Raw genomic sequence first — 25,910 nt, 5'->3', positions numbered from 1 at the left:
GACCGGAAGCGCTGACCGCTCCCCTCCGAACGCCGTGGCCTACTCTGACACCAGGCACGATGCGCTGGCGAGGGGGTTGGCATGACCGAGTCCGCCGCTGCCCCCACCCGCCGGCTTGGCTTGCCGATGTTGATCGCGATGGTCATCGGCTCGATGGTGGGCGCCGGAGTCTTTTCCCTCCCGTCCACGTTTGCCGAGGCGACTGGCGTGTACGGCGCCCTCATCGCGTGGACGCTCGCAGGCGGCGGCATGTTGCTCATGGCCATCGTGTTCCAACGGCTCTCTCGCGAGCGTCCCGACCTCGACGCAGGTATCTTCGCGTACGCCAAGGCGGGCTTTGGCCCCTACGTCGGGTTCTTCTCGGCGTTCGGCTACTGGGCCGGGGCCTGCATCGCCAACGTCACCTACTGGGTGCTGATCTGCTCGACGCTCGGAGCGGTCATCCCGGCACTCGGCGAGGGCGACACCCTCGCCGCCGTCGTGGTCGGCTCTGCGGGAATCTGGGTCTTCCATGCCGTCATCGCGCGCGGTATCGATACGGCCGCCATCATCAACACCATCACCACCATCGCCAAACTCATCCCCTGGCGCTGTTCATCGTCGTGGTCGCATTCGCTGGCTTCTCGTGGGAGACCTTCGTCGACAACCTGTGGGGCTCGCCTACCCACACCGCGGGTGACCTCGCCGAGCAGGTGCGCGCGACGATGCTCGTGACCGTGTTCGTCTTCCTTGGCGTGGAAGGCGCCAACGTCTTCTCGCGGTATGCGCGGCGACGCGAGGACGTGGGGCGCGCCACGGTGACCGGCTTCCTCACCGTGCTCGCGCTGTTTGTGGTGATCACCATGCTGTCCTACGGTGTGCTGCCCCGCGAGGAGCTCGCCTCGCTGCGCCAGCCCTCAGCCGCAGGCGTGATCGAGGCCGCGGTGGGTTCCTGGGGCGCGTGGATGGTCGGCATCGGGCTGCTGATCTCGGTCCTCGGCGCCTACCTGGCCTGGACGCTTCTGGGGGCCGAGGTCCTCTTCGCCGCCGCCAGCGGCGACGACGCGCCCCGCGCTCTCGCGACGCTGAGCCCCCGCGGCGTGCCGCTGCGCGCGCTGACCGCGACCTCATTGCTCAGCCAGGTCTTCCTGGTCATCGCGCACTTTTCGCGCAGCGCCTCCGACTTCTCGCTGGAGGCTCACGAGTGCCGTGACGATCCTGCCGTATTTGCTCACGGCGGCGTTCGCGCTGAAGCTCACGCTCGGCGGCACCCGGCGCTCGGGGGCGCTCGCTCTCACAGCCTGCGCCTTCGCGTACACCTGCTACCTCGTCTACGCGATGGGCCTGCAGTACGTCCTGATCGCACTCGTCGTGTACGCACCCGCGACACTGATGTATTGGCGGGCCCGCCGTGAGCGCGGCCTGCGGCTGTTCACCCACGCGGAAGCGGCATTGTGCGTGGCGGTGACGGTGGGCGCGCTCATCGGCCTTGTTGCCCTTGCCAGCGGCCGCATCTCCTTCTACCTGGTCAGGCGTCCACCATCTCGGCCAGTGCGGTGGTGGTCGCCCAGTTGCGGATCGTCATCTGCGCGTAGAAAGGCGTCTTCATGATGGAGTTCATGCGGCTCTTGGTGCGCTCGGCGCTGAGCCGTCGGAAGTACACGGCACCGTCGCCCGCCCACGCCTCATCGACGCCCTCGCGCAAGCGAAACGCTCCCAGCGCCGCGCTCGCGTCGACACCGGAGCGCAAGAAGGCGACGTCGCGGTGAAACACGCTGGGATCGACGGAGAAGCCGTCGGGTGCGGCCTCCACGATACTCCTCAGCATCGGCGCTGTGAGCACCACCACGACCGTCGTGACGTCGAACTCCTGCGCCAGCACCTCCTCAACGAGCGCGGTGACGGCGCTGACGTCCAGGTGCGGCGCATCGAGGATGACGTTGCCCGACTGGATGTAGGTACGCGAAGGCGCGCCGCGCGAGGACAGTTCCTCGCGCAGGCGCGCCATCGGGACCGGGTTACGTCCGCCGACGTTGATGCCGCGGATCAGCGCGACATGCGTCGCACCGGCCATGTCAGACGTTGAAGCCGAGAGCGCGCAGCCTGCTCGCGTCCGTCGTCCGTGATCTTGTCAGGGCCCCACGGCGGCATCCACACCCAGTTGATGCGGAACCCGTCGACGATGCCGTCGAGGACCTGGCCGGCCTGGTCCTCGAGGACGTCGGTCAGCGGGCACGCCGCCGAGGTGAGGGTCATGTCGATGACGGCGTGCTGGTTCTCATCCAGCGACACGCCGTACACGAGGCCAAGGTCGACCACATTGATCCCGAGCTCGGGGTCGATGACGTCGCGCAGCGCCTCCTCGACATCCGCGGCATTCGCGGGGGTCTTGGTGTCAGTCATGCCTGATCCTTTCGTGCATGGATGAGGGCGTCCTTGAACGCCGACCACCCCAGCATGGCGCACTTGATGCGCGCCGGGTACTTTCCCACTCCGACAAAGGCGGTTGCGTCGCCCAGGAGGTCCTCGCGCTCATCATCCAGGGGCTCGCCCTTGGCATGCATGAGGGCCCGGAACGCCTCCATGGTCTCCTCGGCCTGGTCGAGGCTCTGGCCCTCCACGAGGTCCGTCAGCACCGACACGGAGGCCTGGGAGATGGAGCATCCCTGTCCCTCCCACGACACGGAGCCCACCGTCGTTCCGTCGAGACCCACGCGAAGCGTGATCTCGTCGCCACAGGTGGTGTTGATCTGGTGGGACTCGCCGATCTGGATGAGTCCCGGGTCCTTCAGGCCACGCCCGTGCGCTTCACGCGCATGGTCCATGATGACCTGCTGGTACATCTGTTCGAGGCTGCTCATACGCGCACTCCGAAGAAGGCAGGGACGTCCGCGAGGGCCTCGAGAAAGGCGCGCGCGTCGTCGGTGGTGGTGTAGACGTGGGCGCTGGCTCGAGTGGAGCCGGTCACGCCCAGGCGCCGATGCAGGGGCTGGGCACAGTGGTGTCCCACCCGCACCGCAATGCCGCGGTCGTCCAGGAGCCTGGCCCACATCATGGGGGTGCACTCCGTCCACGACGACGGCCGCGAGGCCGATGACGTCGCGGTCCTCGGTGCTTCCCACGGGGCCCAACAGGCGCACGCCGGGGATCTCGGACACGCCCTCGCGCAGCAGGTGGCCGATCTCGCGCTCATGCGCCTCGACTCGCTCCATGCCGAGTTCCATGAGGTAGTTCGCCGCGGCGCCCATGCCGACGGCCTGCGCGACGGGCTGGGTGCCCGCCTCGAAGCGCGTCGGAGCCGGATGCCACGCCGTCGACTCCATCGAGACGATGGTGACCGCTCCCCCGCCGAACACCGACGGTGGCAGCACATCGAGCAATTCCTTGCGGCCATACAGGGCGCCGATGCCGGTGGGGCCCAGCATCTTGTGCCCGCTGAACGCCGCGAAGTCGACGTCGAGGTCCTTCACATCCACCGGCAGGTGGGGAACGGACTGGCAGGCATCGAGCACCGTCAGCGCTCCCACCGCCTTGGCCCGCGCCACGAGCGTCGCGACGGGCGAGATCACGCCTGTCACGTTGGAGACGTGCGTGAACGCCAGCACCTTGGTCCGCTCATTGACGAGCGCGTCGAGGTCGTCGAGCACCAAGCGCCCGAGGTCATCGAGCGGAATCCACCGGAGGGTGGCGCCGGTGCGGATCGCGAGTTGCTGCCACGGCACCAGGTTCGCGTGGTGCTCGGTCTCGGTGACGCAGATTTCGTCACCGGGGCCGATGCGGAAGCGCGCCGCCTCGTCGCCACCGATGCCGCTCGTCGCGTTGCCGATGCCCGACGCGACCAGGTTGATCGCGGCGGTGGCGTTTTCGGTCCACACGATCTCGTCGTGCGAGGCGCCCACGAGGGTCGCGACGGAGGCGCGGGCGGACTCGAAGAGTCCGGTGGCCTCCTCCGCGAGCAGGTGGGCGCCGCGCGCGACGGCACCGTTGTGACGCTCCTCGAAGTCCCTCACCGCATCGAGTACGGCGGTGGGCCTCTGGGAGGTGGCGCCGGAGTCGAGGTACACGAGGTCCTTCCCGTTCCTGACCGTGCGGGTCAGGAGCGGGAAGTCCGCGCGCAGATCGGGAAGGTGCATCGTGGATTCCTTACGCGGAAGCCAGGAAGCGGTCGTAGCCCTCGGCCTCGAGGCGGTCGGCGAGCCTCGCGGCCGCCCTGCTCGGCGATCTGACCGTTCACGAAGACGTGAACGAAGTCGGGCTGGATGTACTTGAGGATGCGCGTGTAGTGGGTGATGAGCATGATGCCAAGACCCGTGTTGTCCTTCACGCGGTTTACGCCCTCGGAGACGATGCGCAGCGCGTCGACGTCGAGACCGGAGTCGGTCTCGTCGAGCACGGCGATCTTCGGAGCGAGGAGTTCCATCTGGAGGATCTCGTGGCGCTTCTTCTCGCCACCCGAGAAGCCCTCGTTGACGTTGCGCTCGGCGAACGATGAGTCCATGCGCAGGTCATCCATCGACTTCTTGACGTCCTTGACCCACGTGCGGAGCCTGGGGGCCTCGCCATCGATCGCGGTCTTGGCGGTGCGCAGGAAGTTCGACACCGACACGCCGGGGACCTCGACGGGGTACTGCATGGCGAGGAACATGCCCGCCTTGGCGCGCTCGTCGACGCTCATCGCGAGGACATCCTCGCCGTCGAGCGTGACCGAGCCCTCGGTGATCTCGTACTTGGGGTGGCCCGCAAGCGAGTAGGCCAGGGTCGACTTGCCGGAGCCGTTGGGGCCCATGATGGCGTGCGTCTCGCCGGAGTTGATGGTGAGGTCAACGCCCTTGAGGATCTGCTTGGTGCCCTCGGGCGTCTCCACGGAGGCGTGGAGGTTCTTGATTTCCAGGGTGCTCATGATGCTCCTTGATTCACTTCTTAAGACTTGGGGTTGTCGACGTCAACGAGCACGCGCTCGCCGTCGATACGGACGGGGTAGGTAGCCACGGGGGTGACGGCAGGAAGGCTCGTCGGGCTCGCCGGTGCGCACGTCGAAGCGGGAGCCGTGGGCCCAGCACTCGACGAAGCAGCCTTCGACGTCGCCTTCGCCCAGCGGCACCTCGCCGTGAGTGCACATACCGCCGATGGCGTAGAACTCGCCATCGTCCGTGCGCACCACGGCGACAGGCGTGTCCGTGCCGGACTCGAGAGTGAGGTCGACGTCCATCGCGCTACCGGGCGCGAGGTCCGTCACCAGACACGCGAGCCTGCTCGCTCACGCCTCCTCCTCGGCGAGTTCCTCGTTGACGTGCTCGAGCTCAAGGTCGATCGCCTTCATGAGCGACGCCTCGACGGTCGGCACGCCAATCTCCTGAATGAGGTCGGCGAAGAAGCCACGGACCACGAGCCTTGCGGGCCTCGTCTTCGGAGATGCCGCGAGAGCGCAGGTAGAACATCTGCTCGTCGTCGAATCGTCCCGTCGCAGAGGCGTGACCGGCACCGGCAATCTCACCGGTTTCAATCTCGAGGTTCGGCACCGAGTCCGCACGCGCGCCGTCCGTCAGGACAAGGTTGCGGTTGAGGCTCGTAGGTGTCGGTGTCCTCGGCCTCCTTGCGGATCAGCACGTCGCCGATCCACACCGTACGAGCCGTCTTGCCCGCCAGGGCGCCCTTGTAGGTCACCCGCGACGTGCAGCGAGGCACGGCGTGGTCCACGAAGAGCCTGGTGCTCCTGGTGCTGGCCGGAGTCGGCGAAGTACAGGCCGAAGAGGTCAACGGAGGCGCCCTCGCCAGCGAAGGCAGCGGACGTGTTCAGACGCACAGCCTTGCCGCCGAGCGTGACGACGGAACCGCGCAGGCGTGCGTCGCGACCCAGACGGGCGACGACTTCACCGGCGTGGACGGCGTCCTCGTCCCACAGCCTGCAGGAGCACCAGGTTGAGGCTCGCGTTCTGGGCAAGGTCCACCGACACGAACTCAGAGTAGGTGGCGGTGCCCTTGCGCTCGATGATGACGGTGGCCTCCGACGAGGCACCCGCCTCGACGAGGAGGTGGCCGCGCACATCGGCACCCGTACCTGTGAGGGTGATCTGGATCGGCTCGTCCACGACAGTGTTCGGCGCGATCGTCAGCGCCATCGCACCGCCGGCATGCGCGGCGGCCACGGCAGCCGCACGGTCGCCAGGCGCACGCACCGAACGCTCACGCGCATCGGCGGTGGACACCTCGGTGAGCGTGACGCCGGCCGGAAGTTCCGGGACGTCCCACTCAAGGTGGCCGTCAACGGCCTCATCGACAAACACCGGCGCCAGCGCCTTGGTGGGCGAGAACCGCCACTCCTCCTCGCGACCCGTGGGCACGGTGAAGGAGTCCACCTCGAACGAGGTGGGACGGTCCGCGCGCGAGGCGTCGGGGGTGGGGGTGCCGAGACCGTGCGTGTGCGCGGCGTCAGCGGTGGCTCGGGAGTGGTCAGTGACGGTCAACCGACGGATCCTTCCATCTGCAGTTCGATGAGGCGGTTCAGGCTCGAGTGCGTACTCCATGGGGAGGCTCGCGCGCGATGGGCTCGACGAAGCCGCGGACGATCATCGCCATGGCTTCCGTCTCGTCCATACCTCGGGACATCAGGTAGAACAGGCTGGTCCTCCGACACCTTGGAGACCGAGGCCTCGTGACCCATGTGGACGTCGTCCTCGCGGACGTCGACGTACGGGTACGTGTCGGAGCGGCTGATCTGGTCGACGAGCAGCGCATCGCACAGCACGTTTGACTTCGAGTTCTTGGCGCCTTCCAGCACCTGCACCAGTCCCCGGTACGACGTCCGGCCGCCACCGCGGGCAACCGACTTCGACACGATCGAGCCTTGAGGTGTTCGGGGCCGCGTGCACCATCTTGGCGCCGGCGTCCTGGTGCTGGCCCTCACCCGCGAACGCGATCGAGAGGGTCTCACCACGGGCGTGCTCGCCGAGCATGTAGATCGCGGGGTACTTCATGGTGACCTTCGAGCCGATGTTGCCGTCGACCCACTCCATGGTCGCGCCCTCCGCGGCGGTCGCACGCTTGGTCACGAGGTTGTACACGTTGTTCGACCAGTTCTGAATGGTCGTGTAGCGCACGCGAGCGTTCTTCTTGACGATGATCTCGACGACGGCCGAGTGCAGCGAGTCGGACGAGTACACCGGCGCGGTGCAGCCCTCGACGTAGTGCACGTACGAACCCTCGTCAGCGATGATCAGCGTGCGCTCGAACTGACCCATGTTCTCCGTGTTGATGCGGAAGTAGGCCTGTAGCGGGATCTCGACGTGCACGCCCGGCGGCACGTAGACGAACGAGCCACCCGACCACACGGACGTGTTGAGCGCCGCGAACTTGTTGTCACCGACGGGAATGACGGTGCCGAAGTACTGCTCGAAGAGCTCGGGGTACTCCCGCAGACCGGTGTCGGTGTCGACGAAGATGACGCCCTGAGCCTCGAGGTCCTCACGGATCTGGTGGTAGACGACCTCGGACTCGTACTGGGCCGCGACGCCTGCCACGAGGCGCTGCTTCTCGGCCTCAGGAATGCCCAGGCTTGTCGTACGTCGCCTTGATGTCCTCGGGCAGGCTCGTCCCAGGACGTGGCCTGCTTCTCGGTGGACCGCACGAAGTACTTGATGTTGTCGAAGTCGATGCCCGAGAGGTCGGAACCCCAGTGAGGCATGGGCTTCTTCTCGAACATCTTCAGGCCCTTGAGGCGCAGGTTCAGCATCCATTCGGGCTCGTTCTTGAGCGCCGAGATGTTGCGCACGACATCCTCGTCTAGGCCGCGTCGCGCAAGCGAACCGGCCACGTCGGAGTCGTGCCATCCGTACTCATAGCCACCGATCGACGCGATGATCTCCTCATCGGTCGCCTGGGGGGCGTTGTCGGTAGGGGTGCTCATGGTCATCCTTCCTTGGGCGTCGCAACCGCGACGGGGATGGTCGTGGTGCACACGTGTGCGCCGCCTGCCAGAGTCGACAGGCGCTGGACATGGACATCAAGAACGCGGGAGAAGGCGCGGGTCTCCGCCTCGCACCACTCGGGTGCCTCCTCCGCGATCGACTGCACGGGGCAATGGCCCTGGCACACCTGGACGGTGAAGCCACCGGGTCCGGGCCGCACCGAGGTCGCGTATCCCTGTTCTGCAAGAGCGGCGGCGAGCGCATCGACCCTGTCCTTGACGGGCGCATCGGTCGGGACGGCATCCCTGACCGAGGCCTCGAGCTCGGCGAGCCTTGCCTCGACAAACTCGTCAAGGTGACCGTGCTCACGCATAAAGGAGACGGCGTCGACCGCGACGGCAGAATAGGCGGTGGTCAGCGACCGTTGCCCGTCCGTGGTCGCGACATAGGACTTCGCAGGCCGGCCGCGGCCGCGCACGTGAGTGCCGGGCTGCTCCTGCTCCGCGATGAGTCCGTCATCGACGAGCGCGCCAAGGTGACGACGCACACCCGCAGGGGTCACGCCGAGTTCCTCGGCGAGCCAGGCTGCGGTGATGGGACCGGCCGAGGCGATGAGGCCAAGAACCCGGTCGCGAGTCGTGTCCGATGCCAAGCCACGCTCCTTCCGCTCGGGCCGCACTCGGCCCCGTTTCAAGACAACATTGTTGTTGCTCAAATGCTTCCTCGCAAGCAAGGGAAGCCTTACCTCAGGCGTTGCGAAAATCCCCGACAGCCGGGGCGACGCCATCCCTGAACGAGCGGCAACACCTCACCTGTTCCCTGCCGTCGCGGCCGAACACGGCGGTACAGTCGAGTGCCCGCGAGGGCGCCCCCTCGCTGGGGTCACGCCACGCGTCCAGCGCACCGGCGAACCGAAACTACGATGGACGCGTGTTCACCCGCCTGATGACCTCCCTGCGGCGCGCCCTGATCGGGGTGCTCGACTGGATCACGCGCCACACGCGCGGGTTCACCATCGCCAACATCGTCACGCAGGCGGGCATTATCGTCACCGGCGGCGTGGTGCGCCTCAGCGGCTCCGGCTTGGGCTGTTCCTCGTGGCCCCAGTGTGAACCGGGACGCTTCACGCCGGAGTTCCACCCCGAGACCTGGTTCCACCCCGCGATTGAGTTCGGCAACCGGATGCTGACCTTTGTGCTGGCAGCCGTAGCGCTCGGCGTCGCCATTGGCATCTGGCGCTCACGCCCCGAGCCTCAAGTGGTGGGGCCTCGTCCCCGGTGTCGGCATCATTCTCCAGGCCGTCGTGGGCGGCATCACCGTGCTCGTCGACCTTCACCCGCTCCTCGTGGCGCCTCACCTGCTGCTGTCCACCGCGCTGGTCTGGTATTCCGTCTGGCTCGCGCTCGCCTACCGACGCGCGCCGCGGCGTCAGGGCGCATCGGTCATATGGCATCAGCGCGCCATCGCGCTCAACGTCGCCGTCATCCTGTTCCTCGGAGCGCTCACCACGGGCGCCGGGCCTCACTCCGGTGACGCCGAGGCGACCGATCGGCTCGCGCTCGACCCCGAACTGATCGCCCGTGTGCATGCCGCCTCGGTCTGGCTGTTCCTGGGCCTCTTTGCGCTGCTGGTGTGGCGCATCCGGCGAGACCACTCCGTGGGCGACAGCGACGAGGTCCGCAAGGCGTGGGGGTGCTGGCCGCCGTGACGCTCGCGCAGGGCGCCATCGGGTACTTCCAGTACTTCACGGGATTGCCCGAGTGGCTCGTCGCGCTGCACCTTGCGGGACTTGGCGTCTTCGCCGCGGCGCACTCGGCGAGCCATTTCCTCCTCAAGACCTCCCGCAACGCGTGACGCTGGGGCCTACGGCGCCGCGCCTAGACTGACGACCATGGGCGCTTCCGACGTGACGATGGGTGACATCGAGGCGGCCGCGGCGGCGCTCGCAGGCGTGGCTCAGCGCACTCCCCTCGACCACGCGACCCACCTCAGCGACCTCCTGGGCGTTCCCGTGACGATGAAGCTCGAGAACCTGCAACGCACCGGTTCGTTCAAGCCTGCGCGGGGCGACCTACCGCCTCTCCCGCTTGTCTCGCGAGGAGCGCGCTCGCGGCGTGGTCGCCGCGTCCGCAGGCAATCACGCCCAGGGAGTCGCGTTCGCCGCCCAGCAACTCGGGATCCCCGCGACCATCTTCATGCCGCTCGGCGCCCCGGTGCCGAAGCTCCTTGCCACCAAGGGCTACGGCGCCACTGTCGTCACCGAGGGCGCCACCGTCGAGGACTGTCTCGCCCTCGCACAGGATCACGCGTCGCGCACGGGTGCCATCATGATCCACCCGTTTGACCACCCCGACGTGATCGCCGGGCAGGGAACGGTCGGCCTGGAGATCGTCCAAGACGTGCCCGAGGTCAGCACGATCGTGGTCCCGGTCGGCGGAGGAGGCCTCGTCGCAGGTATCGCCGTCGCCGCCAAGGCCCATGCGGAACTCGCGGGCCACGAGGTGCGCGTCGTCGGAGTGCAGGCATCGGCATCGGCCGCGTATCCCCCGTCACTCGCGGCGGGTGAGCCCGTCTCGATCGACCGCGACGCCACCATCGCCGACGGCATCGCCGTCGCGCGCCCCGGCGCGCTGACATTTCCCCTCATTCGGGACTTGGTCGACGAGATCGTCACGGTGGACGAAGATGACCTCGCGCGCGCCGTGCTGGTGATCCTTGAGCGCACCAAACTCGTGGTCGAACCGGCCGGTGCCGCGGGGGTGGCAGCCATTCTTGGTGGCCTCATCGCGCCCGTAGGCCCCACGACCGTGGTGCTCTCGGGAGGCAACATCGACCCGCTCCTCATGCAGCGCATCATCGGCCACGGGCTGGTCGCCTCGGGCCGGTACATGACGATGAGAATTCCGTTGCCCGACCGTCCGGGCCAGTTGGCACGCGTCTCGGAGATCCTTGCCGCGGCACGCGCGAATGTCATCGAGGTGCTTCACACCCGTCACGACGCCGGGCTGACGGTCAGCGATGTGGTGTTGCAGGTCAGTGTCGAGACGCGTGGCCCCAACCATCAGCAGGAGGTACTCGACGCGCTGGCCGCGTCCGGCTTCTCCCCCGTAGTCGCCGAGGCGAGCGGGCTCTAGGCGCCGCACCGCGCCGAGTCAGAGACAGCGGGCACGCAAGGCGACCTGGCCGTCACCGCGTCAGGCGAGTCTCCTCGGGGCGCTGCCACGGGGCATCGGCCGGCCGCAGGGTCGAGAAGCCCGCGTCGCGGGCGTGCGCTGCCGCCAGGAGCCCCACGGCTGCTGAGGACGCGTGGACGTGGCCCGCGAGCACCGCGGCCACGGCGTCGTCAAGATTCACCCATGCGCCGATCATGTCCGCCTCCTCGTCCTCACGAGTGTGGCGTGCCTCGGCAGGTACCTCGGCGAGGTCGCGGGCAAGAAAGACCCTCACCGCCTCGGACGTGCCACCGCCGGACGGGAAGTAGTCGACGAGGGTATGCCAGGTCGACGCGGTGAGGTCGGCCTCCTCGAAGAGTTCGCGCTGGGCCGCGGCGACCGGCGCCTCGTCGGCGATGTCCAGAAGTCCCGCAGGAGGCTCCCAGCATTCGGCGCCCACGGGGTGTCGGTACTGCCTCACAAGATAGACACGGCCGTCGGCGTCGAGCGCCACGATCACGACCGCACCGGTGTGGCGCAGGTAGTCCCTCGTGACGATGTGGCCACCGCCGAGGTCCACCTCGTCACTCGCGACGTCCCAGACCTTGCCCCGAAACCGCTCATGTGTGGCGGTCACGGCGCGAGGTCCGGGGACGTCGACGAGCTCGTGAGGCATGCGGGACTAGGCCGAGACGTCCGGAGCGTCCGCCTCCGCACCACGCTGGCGCTCGAGGGCGGCGCCCACGAGACCCGCGAACAGCGGGTGTGCCTTGGTGGGCCGGGACAGGAACTCGGGGTGAGCCTGGGTCGAGATGTAGTACGGGTGCACGTCGCGCGGGAGTTCGACGAACTCGACGAGCCTCCCGGTCGGGGGACTCGCCCGAGACCACAAGCCCGGCCTCTTCGAGCCTGGGCACGGTACTTGTTGTTGACCTCGTAGCGGTGACGGTGACGCTCGCCGACCGTGGTCGCACCGTAGGTGGCCGCGGCGACCGAGCCCTCCTTGAGGACGGCCTGGTACTCGCCGAGACGCATGGTGCCGCCGAGGTCACCCTTGCCGTCGACGATCGCGAGCCTGCTCCTCCATCGTCGCGACGACGGGGTGGACAGTGTCGGGGTCAAACTCGGAGGACGAGGCGCCCTCGAGGCCCACCACGTGACGGGCGTACTCCATCACCATGGTCTGCAGGCCGAGGCAGATGCCGAGCGTCGGCACCTTGTTCTCGCGCGCCCACCGGAGCGCACCGATCTTGCCGTCAACGCCGCGCACGCCGAATCCGCCAGGAACCAGCACCGCGTCGACGCCGCCGAGTGCGCGCTCCGCGTCCTCGGGGGTCTGGCACGTGTCGGACGCCACCCAGCGCAGCCTTCACGCGCGCCTTGTGGTGGAAGCCTCCGGCGCGCAGCGCCTCAGAGACCGAGAGGTAGGCGTCGGGCAGGTCGATGTACTTGCCGACCAGCGCGACCTCGACCTCGTCCTTGGGCTTGTGCACGCGCGTCAGCAGGTCATCCCATGCGCCCCACTGGACGTCGTGGAACGGAAGGTTGAGGCGGCGGACCACGTAGGCGTCGAGGCCCTCGGAGTGCAGCACCTTGGGAATGTCGTAGATCGACGGGGCATCGACCGCGTTGACGACCGCATCGGGCTCCACGTCACACATCAGGGCGACCTTGGCCTTGACGGAGGCGGGCACCTCGCGGTCGGAGCGCAGCACCAGCGCGTCGGGCTGAATACCGATCGAACGCAGCGCGGCCACGGAGTGCTGGGTCGGCTTGGTCTTCTGCTCGCCCGAGGGGCCGATGAACGGCACCAGCGAGACGTGCAGGAAGAAGACGTTGTCACGACCCACGTCGTGGCGTACCTGACGCGCGGCCTCAAGGAACGGCTGCGACTCGATGTCGCCAACCGTGCCGCCTACCTCGGTGATGATGACGTCACAGTCGGGGCCGGCCTGGTCGCGCATGCGACGCTTAATCTCGTCCGTGATGTGCGGGATGACCTGAACGGTGTCGCCGAGGTACTCGCCGCGACGCTCCTTGGCGATGACCTGCGAATACACCTGGCCGGTCGTCACGTTGGACGATGCCGAGAGCCTTCACATCGAGGAAGCGCTCGTAGTGGCCGATGTCGAGGTCGGTCTCAGCACCGTCGTCGGTCACGAAGACCTCACCGTGCTGGAAGGGGTTCATGGTGCCGGGATCCACATTGAGATAGGGATCCAACTTCTGCATGGTGACGCGCAGGCCGCGCGAGCGCAGAAGGCGGCCAAGCGACGAAGCGCTGAGGCCCTTGCCCAGGGAGGAAACAACTCCTCCAGTGACGAAGATGTGCCGTGTGACGTGGTCCGTGCCGGACGAGATTCGAGTTCGCTCCACGGGCTTCAATGCTAACACCGACGCGGCCCTCATGGGTGCCGAGCCGCGCCGGTCGCGGCATCTACGGCAGCATCGACCGCCCGCTACCCGGGCCATACGTCGACACGTCTCCGCCGATGTTTTGGGCAAGTGCCAGGGGCGTCGTGATCCGTCCGTAGTAGTCGAGACCCGTCACCACGGTGGTGACCAATCCCGCAGCATCGGCCGAGTTGGCGACGGCGCTGGGCACATCGCCCGTGGCGTCCACACCCGACGCGACCGCCACGCCGTCCGCGTACTGCGCGAGCACGGCCGCGAGGTCCGCGTACGCCGCCGATGCGGTGGTACGCGCGTCGTCATCGTCGACTCCTGTGCCTGCTGCGAGCACGACGGCGGTGACGTCACCCGAGAGCGAACCTGTCACCATGTCCGACTCCACGAGGAGATCAAGGAGGAGACCCGCGCGTTCGCTCGCGTCCCCCTCCTCGCCCGCGGCGGGGCCCGCACCTGGCATCAGTGCCTGCGCGAGCGCGTGGGCAAGGACCGTGGTGGGTGCGGCGTCGGTGTCGACTCCGGCAAGGTCGGGGGCGAGAGTCGACGCCAGCGAATTGCGGAAGGCAGCCTTATCGGGGTCGGTCCAGGCGGCGCCGATCTCCGCCGGCCGCTGACGGATGCGCCCGCCTGGACGAGTCGCTCCGAGAGCGCCGTGACGTCCTCGTCCTGTGGCTCGGCCACGGCGATCGTCGCGACGCCGATGCCATCGAGCGTTCCCGGAAGAGTGGTGGCCGCGGTCTCGTCGGCGAACTGCTCGCCTGCGGCGGCGTCGTCACGCTGGCCCGCCGCGTCGGCCTGCGCATCGGCCAGGTCCTCTTCGAGCCTGAGCGATCCGTTCGTCCTGCTCCCCCACGAGCGCCGTCCGCATCGGCCCCGAGCCCATCACGATGCCAATGGCGAGGGCGAGAAACACTGCCGTCAACGACACCACGTGATACCGGAAGTCCTTCATCAGTTGCCTCCGATCCACGACGTCAGCGCCGTCCAGCCGTTTTCGACCCACTCGCGCCCGCCAGGGGTGACCCAGATCGCCGCGCCGAGAGCGAGGACGCCCGCGGTCAGCATCGTCACGAGGGTCCAGGCGCTGTAGCGGTGGCGGTAGACGAGTGCGAGCGTAGACGCGTCAACCAGGGTGCCGCCAGCGGTGAGACGGGCAAGGAAGGTACCCGCGGCGTCGGCCTGCGGGGACTCAAGGAAGTCCATGAGCCGCGACTCGACTCCGACGGTGACAATCACCTCGGCACCGCCCGCATGTGCCAGCAGGATGGCGAGGTCAACAGACGAGAGCGACGTCTCGGCCGAGGAGTGGTCGAGACCGAGCGCCTCGGCGCGCGCGAGGCCGCCCTCCCCACCGTGGGGGGCGTGGACCACGGCGTGGCTGGCGCTGGCAAGCGCTGCCTCACCCATCGTCTCGAGGTCGCCGACCACCACCGAAGCCTGCGGGGCCCAGGTCGTGGGCCGCATCCGCCGCCTTGTCGACGGCGAACACCACGGGACGGACATCACGCAGGTAGCGACGGATCTCTCGCAACTGTTCGCGATGCCGGTAGCCCGGCGCCACCACGACCACATGACGCCCCGTGAGCGGCACGCCCACCTGAGGCAGGCCCTGCCCTTCGAGCAGCACGTCGCCCTCGTGCATCACCGTCTCCATGGCGTTGGCGGTGAACATCTGGAGCCTGCACACGCATGCCGTCTGCGGCGCCTCGCATGGCATCGACGATGGCGTCCGCGTCGAGCACGGTACCGTGCGCCACCTGTTGCCCGTCCACGCTGATGGCGCCGCCAGTGATCGACACCGTGGTGCCGTCGTGGAGGTCGAGCACGGCGGGCCCTGCGGCGTCGATCAACGGAATCCCGGCGTCGAGGAGCACGCGAGGTCCTCCCGCCGGATAGCGTCCGGAGATCGAGGGGCGGGCGTTGACGACGGCGGCTGGGCGGTGCGACGCGAGATCCTCGGCCGTCCGCTGATCGAGGTCCATGACGTCGATGACGGCCACATCCCCCTTGCGCAGGCGGCGCACGAGGGCGGTGACAGTGGGCTCGACGCGCACGGGACCAACGATGGTGCCGTCGCCCGCGACAGGGGAATGCGCGGTGCGACTCATGGCCTCATCGTGCCACGCGGGATTGCTCCAACAGGCTCAAGCGCGTGGGCGCGTGCGGCACTCGAATCCTCATTGCCGGACAGCAACCGCGCAATCTCCTCGACGCGGGCATCGCCGTCGACACGCCCGACCTGGGCGCGGGTGATCGCACCATCGGTGGTCTTCGCCACCACCACATGGTTGTCGGCGAAGGCGGCGACCTGCGCGAGGTGCGTGACGACGATGACCTGATGGGTGCGCGCGAGCTCCGCCAGCCGGTTGCCGACGGCGATGGCGGCACGCCCGCCCACACCCGCATCGACCTCGTCGAATACAAACGTTCGTGAGTCCTGCTCCCCCACCGCCGCGAGCGACACCTCGATGGCCAACATGATGCGCGAGAGTTCGCCGCCGGAGGCACCCTCGCCGAGGGGACGGTGCGGTGCGCCGGGGTGCGACGCCAAGGTGAAGGTGACCCGGTCGGCTCCGTGGGCCGATGCCTCGGCCAGGCTCGACGTCGACGGCGAGGCGTGCATCGGGCATCGCGAGGCGATCGAGTTCCGCACCGACGGCGTCGGCGAGGCGCCGCGCAGCGTCGGTCCGTGACTCGTGGAGGGCCGTCGCCGCCGCGTCGAGCGCCTCGCGGGCGTGGCTTTCCTGGGAGCGCCGCGTGGCCAGCGTCGCGTCCCAGTCGTCGTCCGCGGCGACGCGGGGCCGGGCCTGCTGGGCGTACGCGAGCACGGCGGCAAGGTCCGGGACGCCGATGCGGCGCGTGAGCCCGGCGAGGTCCGAGCGGCGCTCGTGAATCTCGTCGAGGCGCGCGGGGTCAGCGTCGAGCCCATCCAGGTAGGACGCGAGTTCGGCGGCAATGTCGGAAGCGCCGTACGAGATGTCGGCGAGGCGCTGCTCGTACCCCGCCAGCCGGTCGTCGTGGCGCGCAGCGTCCGCGAGGGAGCGTCGAGCGGCCTCGATCGCCGCGACCACGGTGAACTCGTCGTCCCCGCCAATGGCGCTGTGGGCGCTGGCGGCTCCCGTGCGAACCGCCTCGGCATTGTCGAGCACGCGGGCCTCCGCATCGAGACGCGTGTCCTCCCCTCCTCGGGTGCGAGGGCGTCAATCGCGGCGAGGTCGTCGCGCAGCCGTGCGACCTCCGCACGCTCGGCTTCGGCGCCCTGCTCCATGGCGGCCAGCGCCGCGCGTGCCTGCGTCCAGGAGTGCCACGTGTCGCGGTAGCGCTCGAGGACCGACTGGTGCGCGGGACCGGCGTACGTGTCGAGGGTGTCGCGCTGACGCGCAGAAGAGCGCAGCCTCACCTGATCGGACTGCCCGTGGACAGTGACGAGTTCGCCCGCGATGTCCGCGAGCAGCGCCTGCGGCACCGTCCGTCCGCCAATGACGGTGCGGGACCGGGTGGTCGCACCGACGGTCCTCGCCACGATGACGGTGCCGTCGTCGTCGAGCGTCACCCCTGCATCGTCGAGGCGCAGCGCGGACTCGCTCCCTACGGGGATGTCGAGAACCGCCTCGGCGAGTGCTTCGGGAGCGCCCGCACGCACCGTGGCGGGCACGCTCTTGGCGCCAAGGATGAGCCCCAGGCCCGTCAGCACCATGGTCTTGCCCGCGCCCGTCTCGCCGGTCACGCAGGTCAGACCCGCGCCGAAGTCGATGCGCGCGGTCTCGATCACGCCCAGGTCGGCGATAGACAACTCGTGGAGCACGTCAGCGCTCCTCGGGCGTAGCGCGGAAGGGAGGCACGACGTCGTGCAGTGCCTGGGCGCCGTGGTGACCGGGGTTGCCGATCTCACGGCCGATGGGCGTGATCTGTCCGCGCTCACCGCGCCACCCGTTGGTGGGCAGGTTGAACTTCTGGACAAGGCGTTCGGTGAAGGGCGCATCGGACATGCGTGCGAGCCTCACGATCTCGGAGCCACGGCGCACCTCAAGCCTGCTGCCGGGCTCCATGTCGATGGCACGTGCGCCGTCGAGGACCACCTGGCCCGTGGCCTCCGACGAGCGAACGACCTCGACCGTGAACACCGAGTCGGGTCCCACCACCAGGGGTCGCGCAAAGAGGGCGTGGGCGGCGAGAGGCACCATGAGGAGTGCGTCGACGTCGGGCCAAATCACGGGGCCGCCTGCGGAGAAGGCGTGAGCGGTGGAACCGGTCGCCGTCGAGATGACCAGTCCGTCGCATCCAAACGAGGACAGCGGACGCGAGTCAACCGCGACGGCCACCTCGAGGGTGCGAAGACGATTGGCTCGCTCCAGCGTGGCCTCGTTCAGCGCCCAACCCGTCTCCGTGGTGCCGTCGGGGCGCGTCACCGTCGCGGTGAGGGTGCGCCGTTCCTCGATGGTGTAATCACCGCTCGCCAGCCGGCTGGCAGCCGCCACCACGTCGTCGCGTTCGAGCCTCGGCGAGAAAGCCCACGCGCCCGAGGTTGACGCCGAGCAGGGGGATACCGGTGCCGTGAGTGAGGTGCGCGGCGTGCAACATGGTGCCGTCACCACCGAGAACAATCGCCGCCTCGACGTCATCACTGGTGGCAGCCCCGAGCGACGTGCAGACCGAGATGCCTGCCTGTTCGAGGGCGTGCGCCACCTCCGCGCCCGCCTCAAGGGTCTGAGGCTCGGTGGGGGTTCGACACGATGAGGATCGTGCGGCTCATCCGTTGTTGACCTCCTCGTCGACGCGGTGGCGCAGGGCATCTCCCTCGAGGAGGGGCCGCCCACGCCTGTGGTGATCGTGGTCACTAGCCTGCCATGCGCCGGAGCCCCACACGAAGAACTCCACATTCCCCTGTGGACCGGGCAGCGGGCTGCGCTCCACATGGTGGATCGCCAAGCCCGCATCGTGCATGGAGTCCGCCACGCCCATCACGGCACGCGCGTGGTCGCGAGGATCGAGGATGACTCCCCTCCCGCTCAGCGCTCGCCGCCCCAGTTCGAACTGCGGCTTCACCATGAGCAAGAAGTCCGCGTCCTCAGCCGCGTAGTCCACGAGTGCGGGGATCACGAGTGGCAACGAGATGAACGACAGGTCGGACACGACGAGGTCCACGCCCGCGCCGTCGTGCGCGCCCGTGAGTTCGCGCACGTTGAGGCCCTCGACAGCCGTCACCCGCGGATCGTCGCGCAGCGACGCCACGAGCCTGATCGTGACCCACGTCGACGGCGCGTACGTGGCGCACTCCGCGCTCCAACAAGACCTGCGTGAAGCCGCCCGTTGAGGCGCCCGCGTCGAGCGCGGAGCGCCCGCGAACGTCAAGCCCCAACGGTGCGCACGCTTCGAGCGCGCCCACGAGCCTGCGCGCGGCGCGCGACACGTACCGCGCGTCGTCCCCAAGGACGCTCAGCACCGTCTCGTCGCCGACGTCGACTGATGCCTTGGTGACGACAGTGCCGTCGACGGTCACGACGCCTGCGGAGATCAGTTCCTGCGCGTGCGAGCGAGATCGCGCCAGGGCCCGCTCAGCGAGCGCCCGGTCAAGACGCATCTACTGGTCGTCGCGCAGGCGGTTCGACAGCGACGTCTGGATCTTGTCGAAGAAGTCAGCCTGAGCGTCAAGGTCCTGAGGAAGCTCGGTGACCGCCTGCAGCGCCGCCTTGACCTCGGCCGGGTACTCCACTTCGCCGAGGGGCTCGCGGTACTCGTTGATGTCTCCCATGGTCATGAGGCTACTGCTATTCCCGTGACGCCCTCAACGTTGACGGCGATCCCGGCATCGGCCGCCTCCCACGTTGCGGCGCACGCCGCACGCAGACGGTCGAGTTCGCCGTCTCCCGAGACCTCGAGCTGTGCTGCCGTCACCCGGGCGAAGGCGTTGCGGACACGCCAGCCATCGCCGTCACGCTCCGGCGCTGGATGCGGGTGCGCGAGGCATCCCAGGTCACGGCCGATGTAGGACGGACGCATGCCGGCAGGCGCCAGCAGGGCGTCGCGGCCGTCGTTGACTCCTGTCAGCACCAACAAACCAGGGAAGCCTGCCGCGTTGCCGCCCATGAGGTCGGTGTCGAGGCGGTCGCCGATGACCATCGGGCGCTGTGCGCCGGCCTGGGCCGCGGCAAGACGGAACATCTCCGGGGCGGGCTTTCCCGCGCTCGGCGGCTGCACACCGGTGGCGGTCACGACCACGTTGACGAGCGCGCCGTTGCCGGGGGCGGTTCCGCGGTCGTTCGGGATGGTCAGGTCACGATTCGACGCAAAGAAGCGGGCACCGGCGGTGATCGCATAGGACGCCTCCGCCATGTCCTTCCAGGACACATCGGGGTGGAAACCCTGCACCACGGCGTCGGGGGTCGGGTCTGCAGACTCGACCAGAGTCATGCCCACCTCGGTCAGGGCCGTGCGCAGTCCCGGACCGCCGACGACCAGGATCGTGGAGCCCGCGGGGAGCTCCTCGGCGACCATCCGCGACACCGCCTGCGCTGCGGTCAAGACCTCGTGGGTCTGCGTGGGCATGCCCAGCACCGTGAGGTGATCTGCGACGGTACCCGGCTCCCGGCTCGCGTTGTTCGTCACGAAGACGATGCTCATGCCTGCCTCGCGTGCGGCGTCGAGCCCCGCGGGAGCAGTCGGGATCGCTTGGGGACCCCGATACACGACGCCGTCGAGGTCCACCAACGCGGCATCGTGCGCGGCGAAGAGTGGCTTATCGGTTCCGAGAAGCCCGCTCACGCGCGCCCCTCCTCGGACTCGGCCTCGGCGAGATCGTGGACGTCATCTGCCGACGGTGCGTCTTCGGGGTCGGCGGTCGCCGCCGCATCGTCGTCCTCGACGGCGTCCTCGTCGGGCCCTGCGCCCTCGTCGAGGTCGTCGTCCTCGTCCCATTCGTCGAGGTCATCGATGTCGGACTCGAGCTCGAGCTCAGCGACGTCGTACAGCGTGATCTCGTCTGCCCACGGGTCTTCGACCGGCTCGGGAACGGGCAAGGTCGCCTCAAGGGCCTCGGCTTCGTCGTGGCGCCCCAGGGACTTCAGCGCCTCGACGCGCGCCGACGCGATGCGTACTGCGACTGTCTCATCGCGGGTTTCGAGGCGCCCGAGGGACACGAGCGCAGCGTCGCCATCACCCATGTCGATACGGGCCCCGGCCACGACAATCTCGAGCTCGAGCTTGCCCTCGGCAGAGAGCAGGCTCGCCTCGGGCTCCCGGGACAGGGCGATCGCGCGTTCGGGGCGGCCGAGGCCGCGCTCGCAGTCCGCCATGAGCGGCAAGTGCTCGTGCGAGCCGTTGAGGCGACGCACGGTGCGCAGGCTCACGCAGTGCCTCGGCGTAACGACCGGTCGCGTAAGCGGTCAAGGCGGCAGCCTCGCGCACCACATCCACACGTCCCGCACGCTGCGCCGCCACCTGGGCATGCTTGTACGCGCGTTCGGGGTCAATGTCCATCAGCATGCCTGCCATGACGAGGTGACGACCGACGTCCTCAGCGTTGTCCTTGCTCAAGGTGCGCAGGCGTGCCCTGACCTCACGGTCGAGCCTGACCGATCGAGATCTCCTCGGGGATCTCCGGCACCTCAATCGCGGGGCGATTGGTGCTCCGGTCGCCGCGGCGAGAACCGTCCTCGCGCTCGGAACGACGGTCGTCGCGGCGCACGGCGTCACGCCGGAAGCCACCACGCTGATCGCCATCGCGGGAATCGCGGTCGTAGCGGCGGTAGCCCTCGCGGTCGCCACTGGAACGCGGTCCGCCGCGGTAGCCACCGCCATCGCGCCGCTCACCACCTGCGCGCTGACCACCCTGGTAACCACCGGACCGCTGACCGTCACGGGGAGGACGCGAGTCACCGCTACGCCCACCCTGATAACCACCAGAACGAGGCGCGCGATCACCGCCACCGTCACGGCCATACCTGCTCGAACGCTGACCGCGGTCGCCACCGTCACGAGAGTCACGGTCGTACCGGCGATAACCCTCACGGTCACCACCAGAACGCTGGCCGCCCTGGTAACCGCCAGAACGCTGACCATCCCGGGAAGGTCGCGAGTCACCGCTACGCCCACCCTGATAACCACCAGAACGAGGGCCGCGATCGCCACCGTCGCGGGAATCGCGGTCATAGCGACGATAGCCCTCACGGTCACCACCAGAACGCTGGCCGCCGCGGTAGCCACCGCCATCGCGCCGCTCACCACCGGTGCGCTGACCGCCCTGGTAGCCACCGGAACGCTGACCGTCACGGGGAGCACGCGAGTCACCGCTACGCCCACCCTGATAACCACCAGAACGAGGGCCGCGATCGCCACCGTCGCGGGAATCGCGGGAATCACGGTCATACCGACGATAGCCCTCACGATCACCAGGCTCGATCACGGTTGAAACCACCGGACCGCTGACCGCCCTGGTAACCGCCCTCGCGTCGTGCCCCATCACGGTCACCCGAGCGGCCGCCCTGATATCCACCGGAGCGAGGCGCACGGTCACCACCAGAACGCTGACCACCCTGGTAGCCACCGGAGCGCTGACCGTCGCGAGGAGGGCGCGAGTCGCGGTCAGACCGCTCATAGCGCCGGTAGCCGCCCTGGCGGTCGGCGCTATCGCGCCGGTCTCCGCCGGCGTCGCGACGCGGACGAGAGTCTCGTCGGTCGTCAGATCGCTCGCGGTTGTCGTCGTCAGCCATGATGCTCCGTTCAGCAGGCCAGTGGGCGGCCCGTCTCGATGCAATTGTGTACACAAAGCCGAAGAGCCGCCCCGTCATCGGGGCGGCTCTTCGTTGAAATATGTCCCGCAGCGTCCTACTCTCCCACACCCTGGCGGGTGCAGTACCATCGGCGCTGGCAGGCTTAGGCTTCCGGGTTCGGGATGGGACCGGGCGTTTCCCTGCCGCTATGGCTGCGGTAACTCTATGGAGATTGTGGTGTTGGTTCACCCGTTTCTCGGGAACCGCATAGTGGACGCGTAGCAAAAGTAATGTTGTTGTGTATCAAGTTGTTGGCCTATTAGTACCGGTCAGCTTCAAGGGTCGTTAGTCCCCTCTTCCACATCCGGCCTATCAACCCCATGGTCTGTAGGGGGCCTTCACAGATTGCTCTGATGGAAATCTCATCTTGAGACCGGCTTCCCGCTTAGATGCTTTCAGCGGTTATCCGTTCCAAACGTAGCCAACCAGCCATGCTCCTGGCGGAACAACTGGCACACCAGAGGTTTGTCCATCCCGGTCCTCTCGTACTAGGGACAGATTCTCTCAAATTTCCTGCGCGCGCAGCGGATAGGGACCGAACTGTCTCACGACGTTCTAAACCCAGGCTCGCGTACCGCTTTAATGGGCGAACAGCCCAACCCTTGGGACCAACTCCAGCCCCAGGATGCGACGAGCCGACATCGAGGTGCCAAACCATGCCGTCGATATGGACTCTTGGGCAGGATCAGCCTGTTATCCCCGGGGTACCTTTTATCCGTTGAGCGCTGGCGCTTCCACATGCCACCAGCGGGTCACTAGTCCCGACTTTCGTCCCTGCTCGACCTGTCAGTCTCACAGTCAAGGCTCCCTTGTACACTTGCACTCGCCACCTGATTGCCAACCAGGCTGAGGGAACCTTTGGGCGCCTCCGTTACTTTTTGGGAGGCAACCGCCCCAGTTAAACTACCCACCAGGCACTGTCCCTGATCCGGATTACGGACCGAGGTTAGATATCCAGAGTGATCAGAGTGGTATTTCAACAATGACTCCACCATGACTGGCGTCACGGCTTCAAAGTCTCCCACCTATCCTACACAAACCACACCGAATACCAATACCAAGCCTATAGTAAAGGTCCCGGGGTCTTTCCGTCCTGCTGCGCGTAACGAGCATCTTTACTCGTAGTGCAATTTCGCCGAGTTCGCGGTTGAGACAGCGGAGAAGTCGTTACGCCATTCGTGCAGGTCGGAACTTACCCGACAAGGAATTTCGCTACCTTAGGATGGTTATAGTTACCACCGCCGTTTACTGGGGCTTAAATTCAGAGCCTTCGCTTTACAGCCTAACCCTTCCTCTTAACCTTCCAGCACCGGGCAGGCGTCAGTCCGTATACATCGTCTTGCGACTTCGCACGGACCTGTGTTTTTAGTAAACAGTCGCTTCTCCCTGGTCTCTGCGGCCCTCAAACGCTCACGACAGCAAGTGTCGATCACGCCTCAGGCCCCCTTCTCCCGAAGTTACGGGGGCATTTTGCCGAGTTCCTTAACCACGATTCACTCGATCGCCTTAGTATTCTCTACCTGACCACCTGAGTCGGTTTGGGGTACGGGCGGCTAGAACCTCGCGCCGAGGTTTTTCTTGGCAGCATAGGATCACCGATTTCCCACTTACGTGGTCACCATCAGGTCTCAAGCATATGAACGGCGGATTTGCCTACCGTTCGCCCTACACCCTTAGACGTGGACTACCATCGCCACGCTCGGCTACCTTCCTGCGTCACCCCTGTTAATACGCTTGACTACTACAGACTCGGGTCGCGCGCTACGCCCCTCGAAGATCCCGAAGGATCGGATGAGGGGTTTCGGGCGCTTAGCATCGTCTGATTCGTCAGGGACGGTTCTTCGCCGGTACGGGAATATCAACCCGTTGTCCATCGACTACGCCTGTCGGCCTCGCCTTAGGTCCCGACTTACCCAGGGCGGATTAACCTGGCCCTGGAACCCTTGGTCATTCGGCGGACGGGTTTCTCACCCGTCTTTCGCTACTCATGCCTGCATTCTCACTCGTGTGGCGTCCACACTGGGTTCCCCCGCTGCTTCACCCGCCACACGACGCTCCCCTACCCATCCACACGCTTGGACCCACACCACGAAGGTGCGAGCCGGGCAGTGTGTGAATGACACAACTTCGGCGGTGTACTTGAGCCCCGCTACATTGTCGGCGCGGAATCACTTGACCAGTGAGCCTATTACGCACTCTTTCAAGGGTGGCTGCTTCTAAGCCAACCTCCTGGTTGTCTATGCAACTCCACATCCTTTCCCACTTAGCACACGCTTAGGGGCCTTAGTTGGTGTTCTGGGCTGTTTCCCTCTCGACTATGAAGCCTTATCCCCCACAGTCTCACTGCTGCGCTCTGACTTACCGGCATTCGGAGTTTGGCTGACGTCAGTAACCTGGTAGGGCCCATCGGCCATCCAGTAGGCTCTACCTCCGGCAAGAAACACGCAACGCTGCACCTAAATGCATTTCGGGGAGAACCAGTATCACGAAGTTTGATTGGCCTTTCACCCCTATCCACAGGCTCATCCCCTCGGTTTTCAACCCAAGTGGGTTCGGTCCTCCACGCGGTCTTACCCGCGCTTCAACCTGGCCATGGATAGATCACTTCGCTTCGGGTCTAGACCCAGCGACTCAATCGCCCTATTCGGACTCGCTTTCGCTACGGCTGCCCCACACGGGTTAACCTTGCCACTGAGCACTAACTCGCAGGCTCATTCTTCAAAAGGCACGCCGTCACCCCTGCTAGGGAGGCTCCGACGGATTGTAAGCACACGGTTTCAGGTACTATTTCACTCCCCTCTCGGGGTACTTTTCACCATTCCCTCACGGTACTGTTCCGCTATCGGTCAGTAGGTAGTATTTAGGCTTATAGAGTGGTCTCTACGGATTCACACGGGATTTCTCGGGCCCCGTGCTACTTGGGATGACTCTCCAGAGTCCACGCGATTTCGTCTACGGGGGTCGCACCCTCTATGCCGGGCCTTTCAATGCCCTTCGACTATCACGCGGATTTCTTACTCTGTCCAGAAGCGGCAGGCTCCTGGTGAAAGGTCCCACAACCCCATACACGCAACCCCTGCCGGGTATCACACGCATATGGTTTGGCCTGATCCGCTTTCGCTCGCCACTACTCACGGAATATCTCTTCCTGTCGGTACTGAGATGTTTCACTTCCCGACGTTCCCTCCACTCACCCTATATATTCAGGTGAGGGTCACTGGACATGACTCCAGCGGGGTTTCCCCATTCGGACATCCTCGGATCACGCCTTGTTTGCCAGGCTCCCCGAGGCTTATCGCAGGCTACAACGTCCTTCATCGGCTCCTACTGCCAAGGCATCCACCATGTGCTCTTAAAAACTTGACCACAGATTACAAAGATGCTCGCGTCCACTATGCAGTTCTCAAGCAACGGACGATCCATACTCTCCACCACCGCCTTGCTCTCATTGATCTCTTGGATCGAGAGTGGTTCATGTGGTCTCGAGCAGGTCACCAGAAAGAATCTGGACCTGTCCTTGCGTGTCGGTCCCGATCTTTCAGGACCCAACAGTGTGCCTTGCCGCTTCTTACCAACCAGCCCGTGCGTTCCTCCACCCGAAGGCGTGTACTTGCGTGGCCGGCTACCTCAAAGCAGCCATGTCGATGTTCCATCCATGAGCCCCATCACAACAACGTACGTGCTGTGCATGGGTCCTG

Annotated in this window: 20 protein-coding genes, 2 rRNA genes and 10 pseudogenes; 5 read left to right on the top strand and 27 right to left on the bottom strand. The window is 66.8% G+C overall.

From position 1 onward, the window contains the following. The first annotated feature begins 81 nt into the window (after positions 1-81). Positions 82-1,394: pseudogene (locus QQK48_RS22240) on the top strand (amino acid permease). A gap of 113 nt (positions 1,395-1,507) precedes the next feature. Here the strand turns inward: QQK48_RS22240 and QQK48_RS15850 are convergent. The 9 genes and pseudogenes from QQK48_RS15850 to QQK48_RS15810 all read right to left on the bottom strand — a co-directional run bounded on the left by QQK48_RS15850 (position 1,508) and on the right by QQK48_RS15810 (position 8,535). Next, entirely contained in the window at positions 1,508-2,053 is a 546-nt protein-coding gene (locus tag QQK48_RS15850; RefSeq protein WP_284329088.1) for a DUF1697 domain-containing protein, read from the bottom strand. A gap of 1 nt (position 2,054) precedes the next feature. Beyond that, positions 2,055-2,382: pseudogene (locus QQK48_RS15845) on the bottom strand (metal-sulfur cluster assembly factor). Next, positions 2,379-2,822: a Fe-S cluster assembly sulfur transfer protein SufU gene (gene sufU, locus QQK48_RS15840; protein WP_284329432.1), complete on the bottom strand. Its 444-nt coding sequence runs from the start codon at positions 2,820-2,822 to the stop codon at positions 2,379-2,381. Before sufU ends, QQK48_RS15845 begins: the two are co-directional and overlap by 4 nt. Positions 2,823-2,836: 14 nt before the next feature. After that, positions 2,837-4,112 (bottom strand): annotated as a pseudogene (locus tag QQK48_RS15835) (aminotransferase class V-fold PLP-dependent enzyme). A gap of 10 nt (positions 4,113-4,122) precedes the next feature. Next, positions 4,123-4,879: pseudogene (gene sufC, locus QQK48_RS15830) on the bottom strand (Fe-S cluster assembly ATPase SufC). A 42-nt stretch (positions 4,880-4,921) separates the two neighbouring features. Further along, a complete protein-coding gene (locus QQK48_RS15825) occupies positions 4,922-5,215 on the bottom strand; it encodes a Rieske 2Fe-2S domain-containing protein (RefSeq protein WP_348523682.1) in 294 nt (97 codons plus the stop codon). 21 nt (positions 5,216-5,236) lie between these two features. Beyond that, positions 5,237-6,452, bottom strand: a pseudogene (gene sufD, locus QQK48_RS22235) (Fe-S cluster assembly protein SufD). Further along, a pseudogene (gene sufB, locus QQK48_RS15815) lies at positions 6,440-7,475 on the bottom strand (Fe-S cluster assembly protein SufB); the annotation flags it as partial. The pseudogenes sufD and sufB, both read right to left, overlap by 13 nt. A gap of 409 nt (positions 7,476-7,884) precedes the next feature. Further along, positions 7,885-8,535, bottom strand: coding sequence for a helix-turn-helix transcriptional regulator (locus tag QQK48_RS15810; protein WP_284329087.1), 651 nt, complete (start codon positions 8,533-8,535; stop codon positions 7,885-7,887). Between the two features lie 573 nt (positions 8,536-9,108). Here QQK48_RS15810 and QQK48_RS15805 point away from each other — a divergent pair. The 3 genes and pseudogenes from QQK48_RS15805 (at position 9,109) to ilvA (ending at position 11,017) form a co-directional block, all read left to right on the top strand. Continuing rightward, positions 9,109-9,591, top strand: a complete 483-nt coding sequence (locus tag QQK48_RS15805) for a COX15/CtaA family protein (protein WP_284329086.1) — start codon at positions 9,109-9,111, stop codon at positions 9,589-9,591. After that, on the top strand, positions 9,576-9,737 hold the full coding sequence (locus tag QQK48_RS15800; protein ID WP_284329085.1) for a hypothetical protein: 162 nt from the start codon (positions 9,576-9,578) through the stop codon (positions 9,735-9,737). The genes QQK48_RS15805 and QQK48_RS15800 overlap by 16 nt, the downstream gene beginning before the upstream one ends. 37 nt (positions 9,738-9,774) lie before the next feature. After that, positions 9,775-11,017, top strand: a pseudogene (ilvA, locus tag QQK48_RS15795) (threonine ammonia-lyase). Between the two features lie 52 nt (positions 11,018-11,069). Here the strand turns inward: ilvA and QQK48_RS15790 are convergent. The 15 genes and pseudogenes from QQK48_RS15790 to QQK48_RS15725 form a co-directional block, all read right to left on the bottom strand. Continuing rightward, positions 11,070-11,711, bottom strand: a complete 642-nt coding sequence (locus QQK48_RS15790; protein WP_284329084.1) for an NUDIX domain-containing protein — start codon at positions 11,709-11,711, stop codon at positions 11,070-11,072. Positions 11,712-11,717: 6 nt separating this feature from the next. Continuing rightward, positions 11,718-13,444: pseudogene (gene pyrG, locus QQK48_RS15785) on the bottom strand (CTP synthase). A 28-nt stretch (positions 13,445-13,472) separates the two neighbouring features. Next, positions 13,473-14,042 carry a copper transporter gene (locus tag QQK48_RS15780; protein ID WP_284329431.1) on the bottom strand — a complete coding sequence of 190 codons (570 nt, stop codon included), beginning with the start codon at positions 14,040-14,042 and terminating at the stop codon, positions 13,473-13,475. A 65-nt stretch (positions 14,043-14,107) separates the two neighbouring features. Further along, a pseudogene (locus tag QQK48_RS22230) lies at positions 14,108-14,254 on the bottom strand (hypothetical protein); the annotation flags it as partial. Next, the gene (locus QQK48_RS15775) at positions 14,217-14,396 is read right to left on the bottom strand and encodes a copper transporter (RefSeq protein WP_284329083.1); all 180 of its coding nucleotides are present in this window, start codon (positions 14,394-14,396) and stop codon (positions 14,217-14,219) included. The pseudogene QQK48_RS22230 and the gene QQK48_RS15775, both read right to left, overlap by 38 nt. Next, a complete protein-coding gene (locus QQK48_RS15770) occupies positions 14,396-14,908 on the bottom strand; it encodes a SteA domain-containing protein (RefSeq protein WP_284329082.1) in 513 nt (170 codons plus the stop codon). Before QQK48_RS15770 ends, QQK48_RS15775 begins: the two co-directional genes overlap by 1 nt. A gap of 38 nt (positions 14,909-14,946) precedes the next feature. Next, a complete protein-coding gene (locus tag QQK48_RS15765) occupies positions 14,947-15,552 on the bottom strand; it encodes a hypothetical protein (protein ID WP_284329081.1) in 606 nt (201 codons plus the stop codon). Beyond that, positions 15,549-17,249 (bottom strand): AAA family ATPase, encoded by a 1,701-nt coding sequence (locus QQK48_RS15760; protein ID WP_284329080.1) that lies wholly within the window; start codon positions 17,247-17,249, stop codon positions 15,549-15,551. Before QQK48_RS15760 ends, QQK48_RS15765 begins: the two co-directional genes overlap by 4 nt. A 1-nt stretch (position 17,250) precedes the next feature. Further along, positions 17,251-17,925: a diacylglycerol kinase catalytic domain-containing protein gene (locus QQK48_RS15755; protein WP_284329079.1), complete on the bottom strand. Its 675-nt coding sequence runs from the start codon at positions 17,923-17,925 to the stop codon at positions 17,251-17,253. Then, positions 17,891-18,130 (bottom strand): NAD(+)/NADH kinase, encoded by a 240-nt coding sequence (locus QQK48_RS15750; protein ID WP_284329078.1) that lies wholly within the window; start codon positions 18,128-18,130, stop codon positions 17,891-17,893. The genes QQK48_RS15755 and QQK48_RS15750 overlap by 35 nt, the downstream gene beginning before the upstream one ends. A 63-nt stretch (positions 18,131-18,193) precedes the next feature. After that, positions 18,194-18,649: an SAM-dependent methyltransferase gene (locus QQK48_RS15745; protein ID WP_488798428.1), complete on the bottom strand. Its 456-nt coding sequence runs from the start codon at positions 18,647-18,649 to the stop codon at positions 18,194-18,196. Between the two features lie 100 nt (positions 18,650-18,749). Beyond that, positions 18,750-19,025: pseudogene (locus tag QQK48_RS22530) on the bottom strand (S4 domain-containing protein); the annotation flags it as partial. After that, positions 19,026-19,196, bottom strand: coding sequence for a hypothetical protein (locus QQK48_RS15735; RefSeq protein ID WP_284329075.1), 171 nt, complete (start codon positions 19,194-19,196; stop codon positions 19,026-19,028). Between the two features lie 2 nt (positions 19,197-19,198). Further along, positions 19,199-20,206, bottom strand: coding sequence for an HAD-IIA family hydrolase (locus tag QQK48_RS15730; RefSeq protein WP_284329074.1), 1,008 nt, complete (start codon positions 20,204-20,206; stop codon positions 19,199-19,201). Continuing rightward, a complete protein-coding gene (locus QQK48_RS15725) occupies positions 20,203-20,790 on the bottom strand; it encodes a hypothetical protein (RefSeq protein ID WP_284329073.1) in 588 nt (195 codons plus the stop codon). The genes QQK48_RS15730 and QQK48_RS15725 overlap by 4 nt, the downstream gene beginning before the upstream one ends. A gap of 173 nt (positions 20,791-20,963) precedes the next feature. Between QQK48_RS15725 and QQK48_RS15720 the strand changes: the two genes are divergently transcribed. Further along, entirely contained in the window at positions 20,964-21,851 is an 888-nt protein-coding gene (locus QQK48_RS15720) for a hypothetical protein (RefSeq protein WP_284329072.1), read from the top strand. Here QQK48_RS15720 and QQK48_RS15715 read toward each other — a convergent pair. The 3 genes from QQK48_RS15715 to QQK48_RS15705 all read right to left on the bottom strand — a co-directional run bounded on the left by QQK48_RS15715 (position 21,829) and on the right by QQK48_RS15705 (position 25,578). Continuing rightward, positions 21,829-22,152 (bottom strand): hypothetical protein, encoded by a 324-nt coding sequence (locus QQK48_RS15715; protein WP_284329071.1) that lies wholly within the window; start codon positions 22,150-22,152, stop codon positions 21,829-21,831. The two genes, QQK48_RS15720 and QQK48_RS15715, sit on opposite strands and share 23 nt — an antisense overlap. Before the next feature lie 102 nt (positions 22,153-22,254). Further along, a 5S ribosomal RNA gene (rrf, locus tag QQK48_RS15710) occupies positions 22,255-22,372 on the bottom strand. 79 nt (positions 22,373-22,451) lie between these two features. Beyond that, positions 22,452-25,578, bottom strand: a 23S ribosomal RNA gene (locus QQK48_RS15705). Positions 25,579-25,910: the final 332 nt, after the last annotated feature.

The organism is Demequina litorisediminis, from assembly GCF_030161615.1.
GTDB lineage: Bacteria > Actinomycetota > Actinomycetes > Actinomycetales > Demequinaceae > Demequina > Demequina litorisediminis.
The sequence above is the reverse complement of the archived record's forward strand: the minus strand, read 5'-3'. Positions and strand labels throughout refer to the sequence as shown.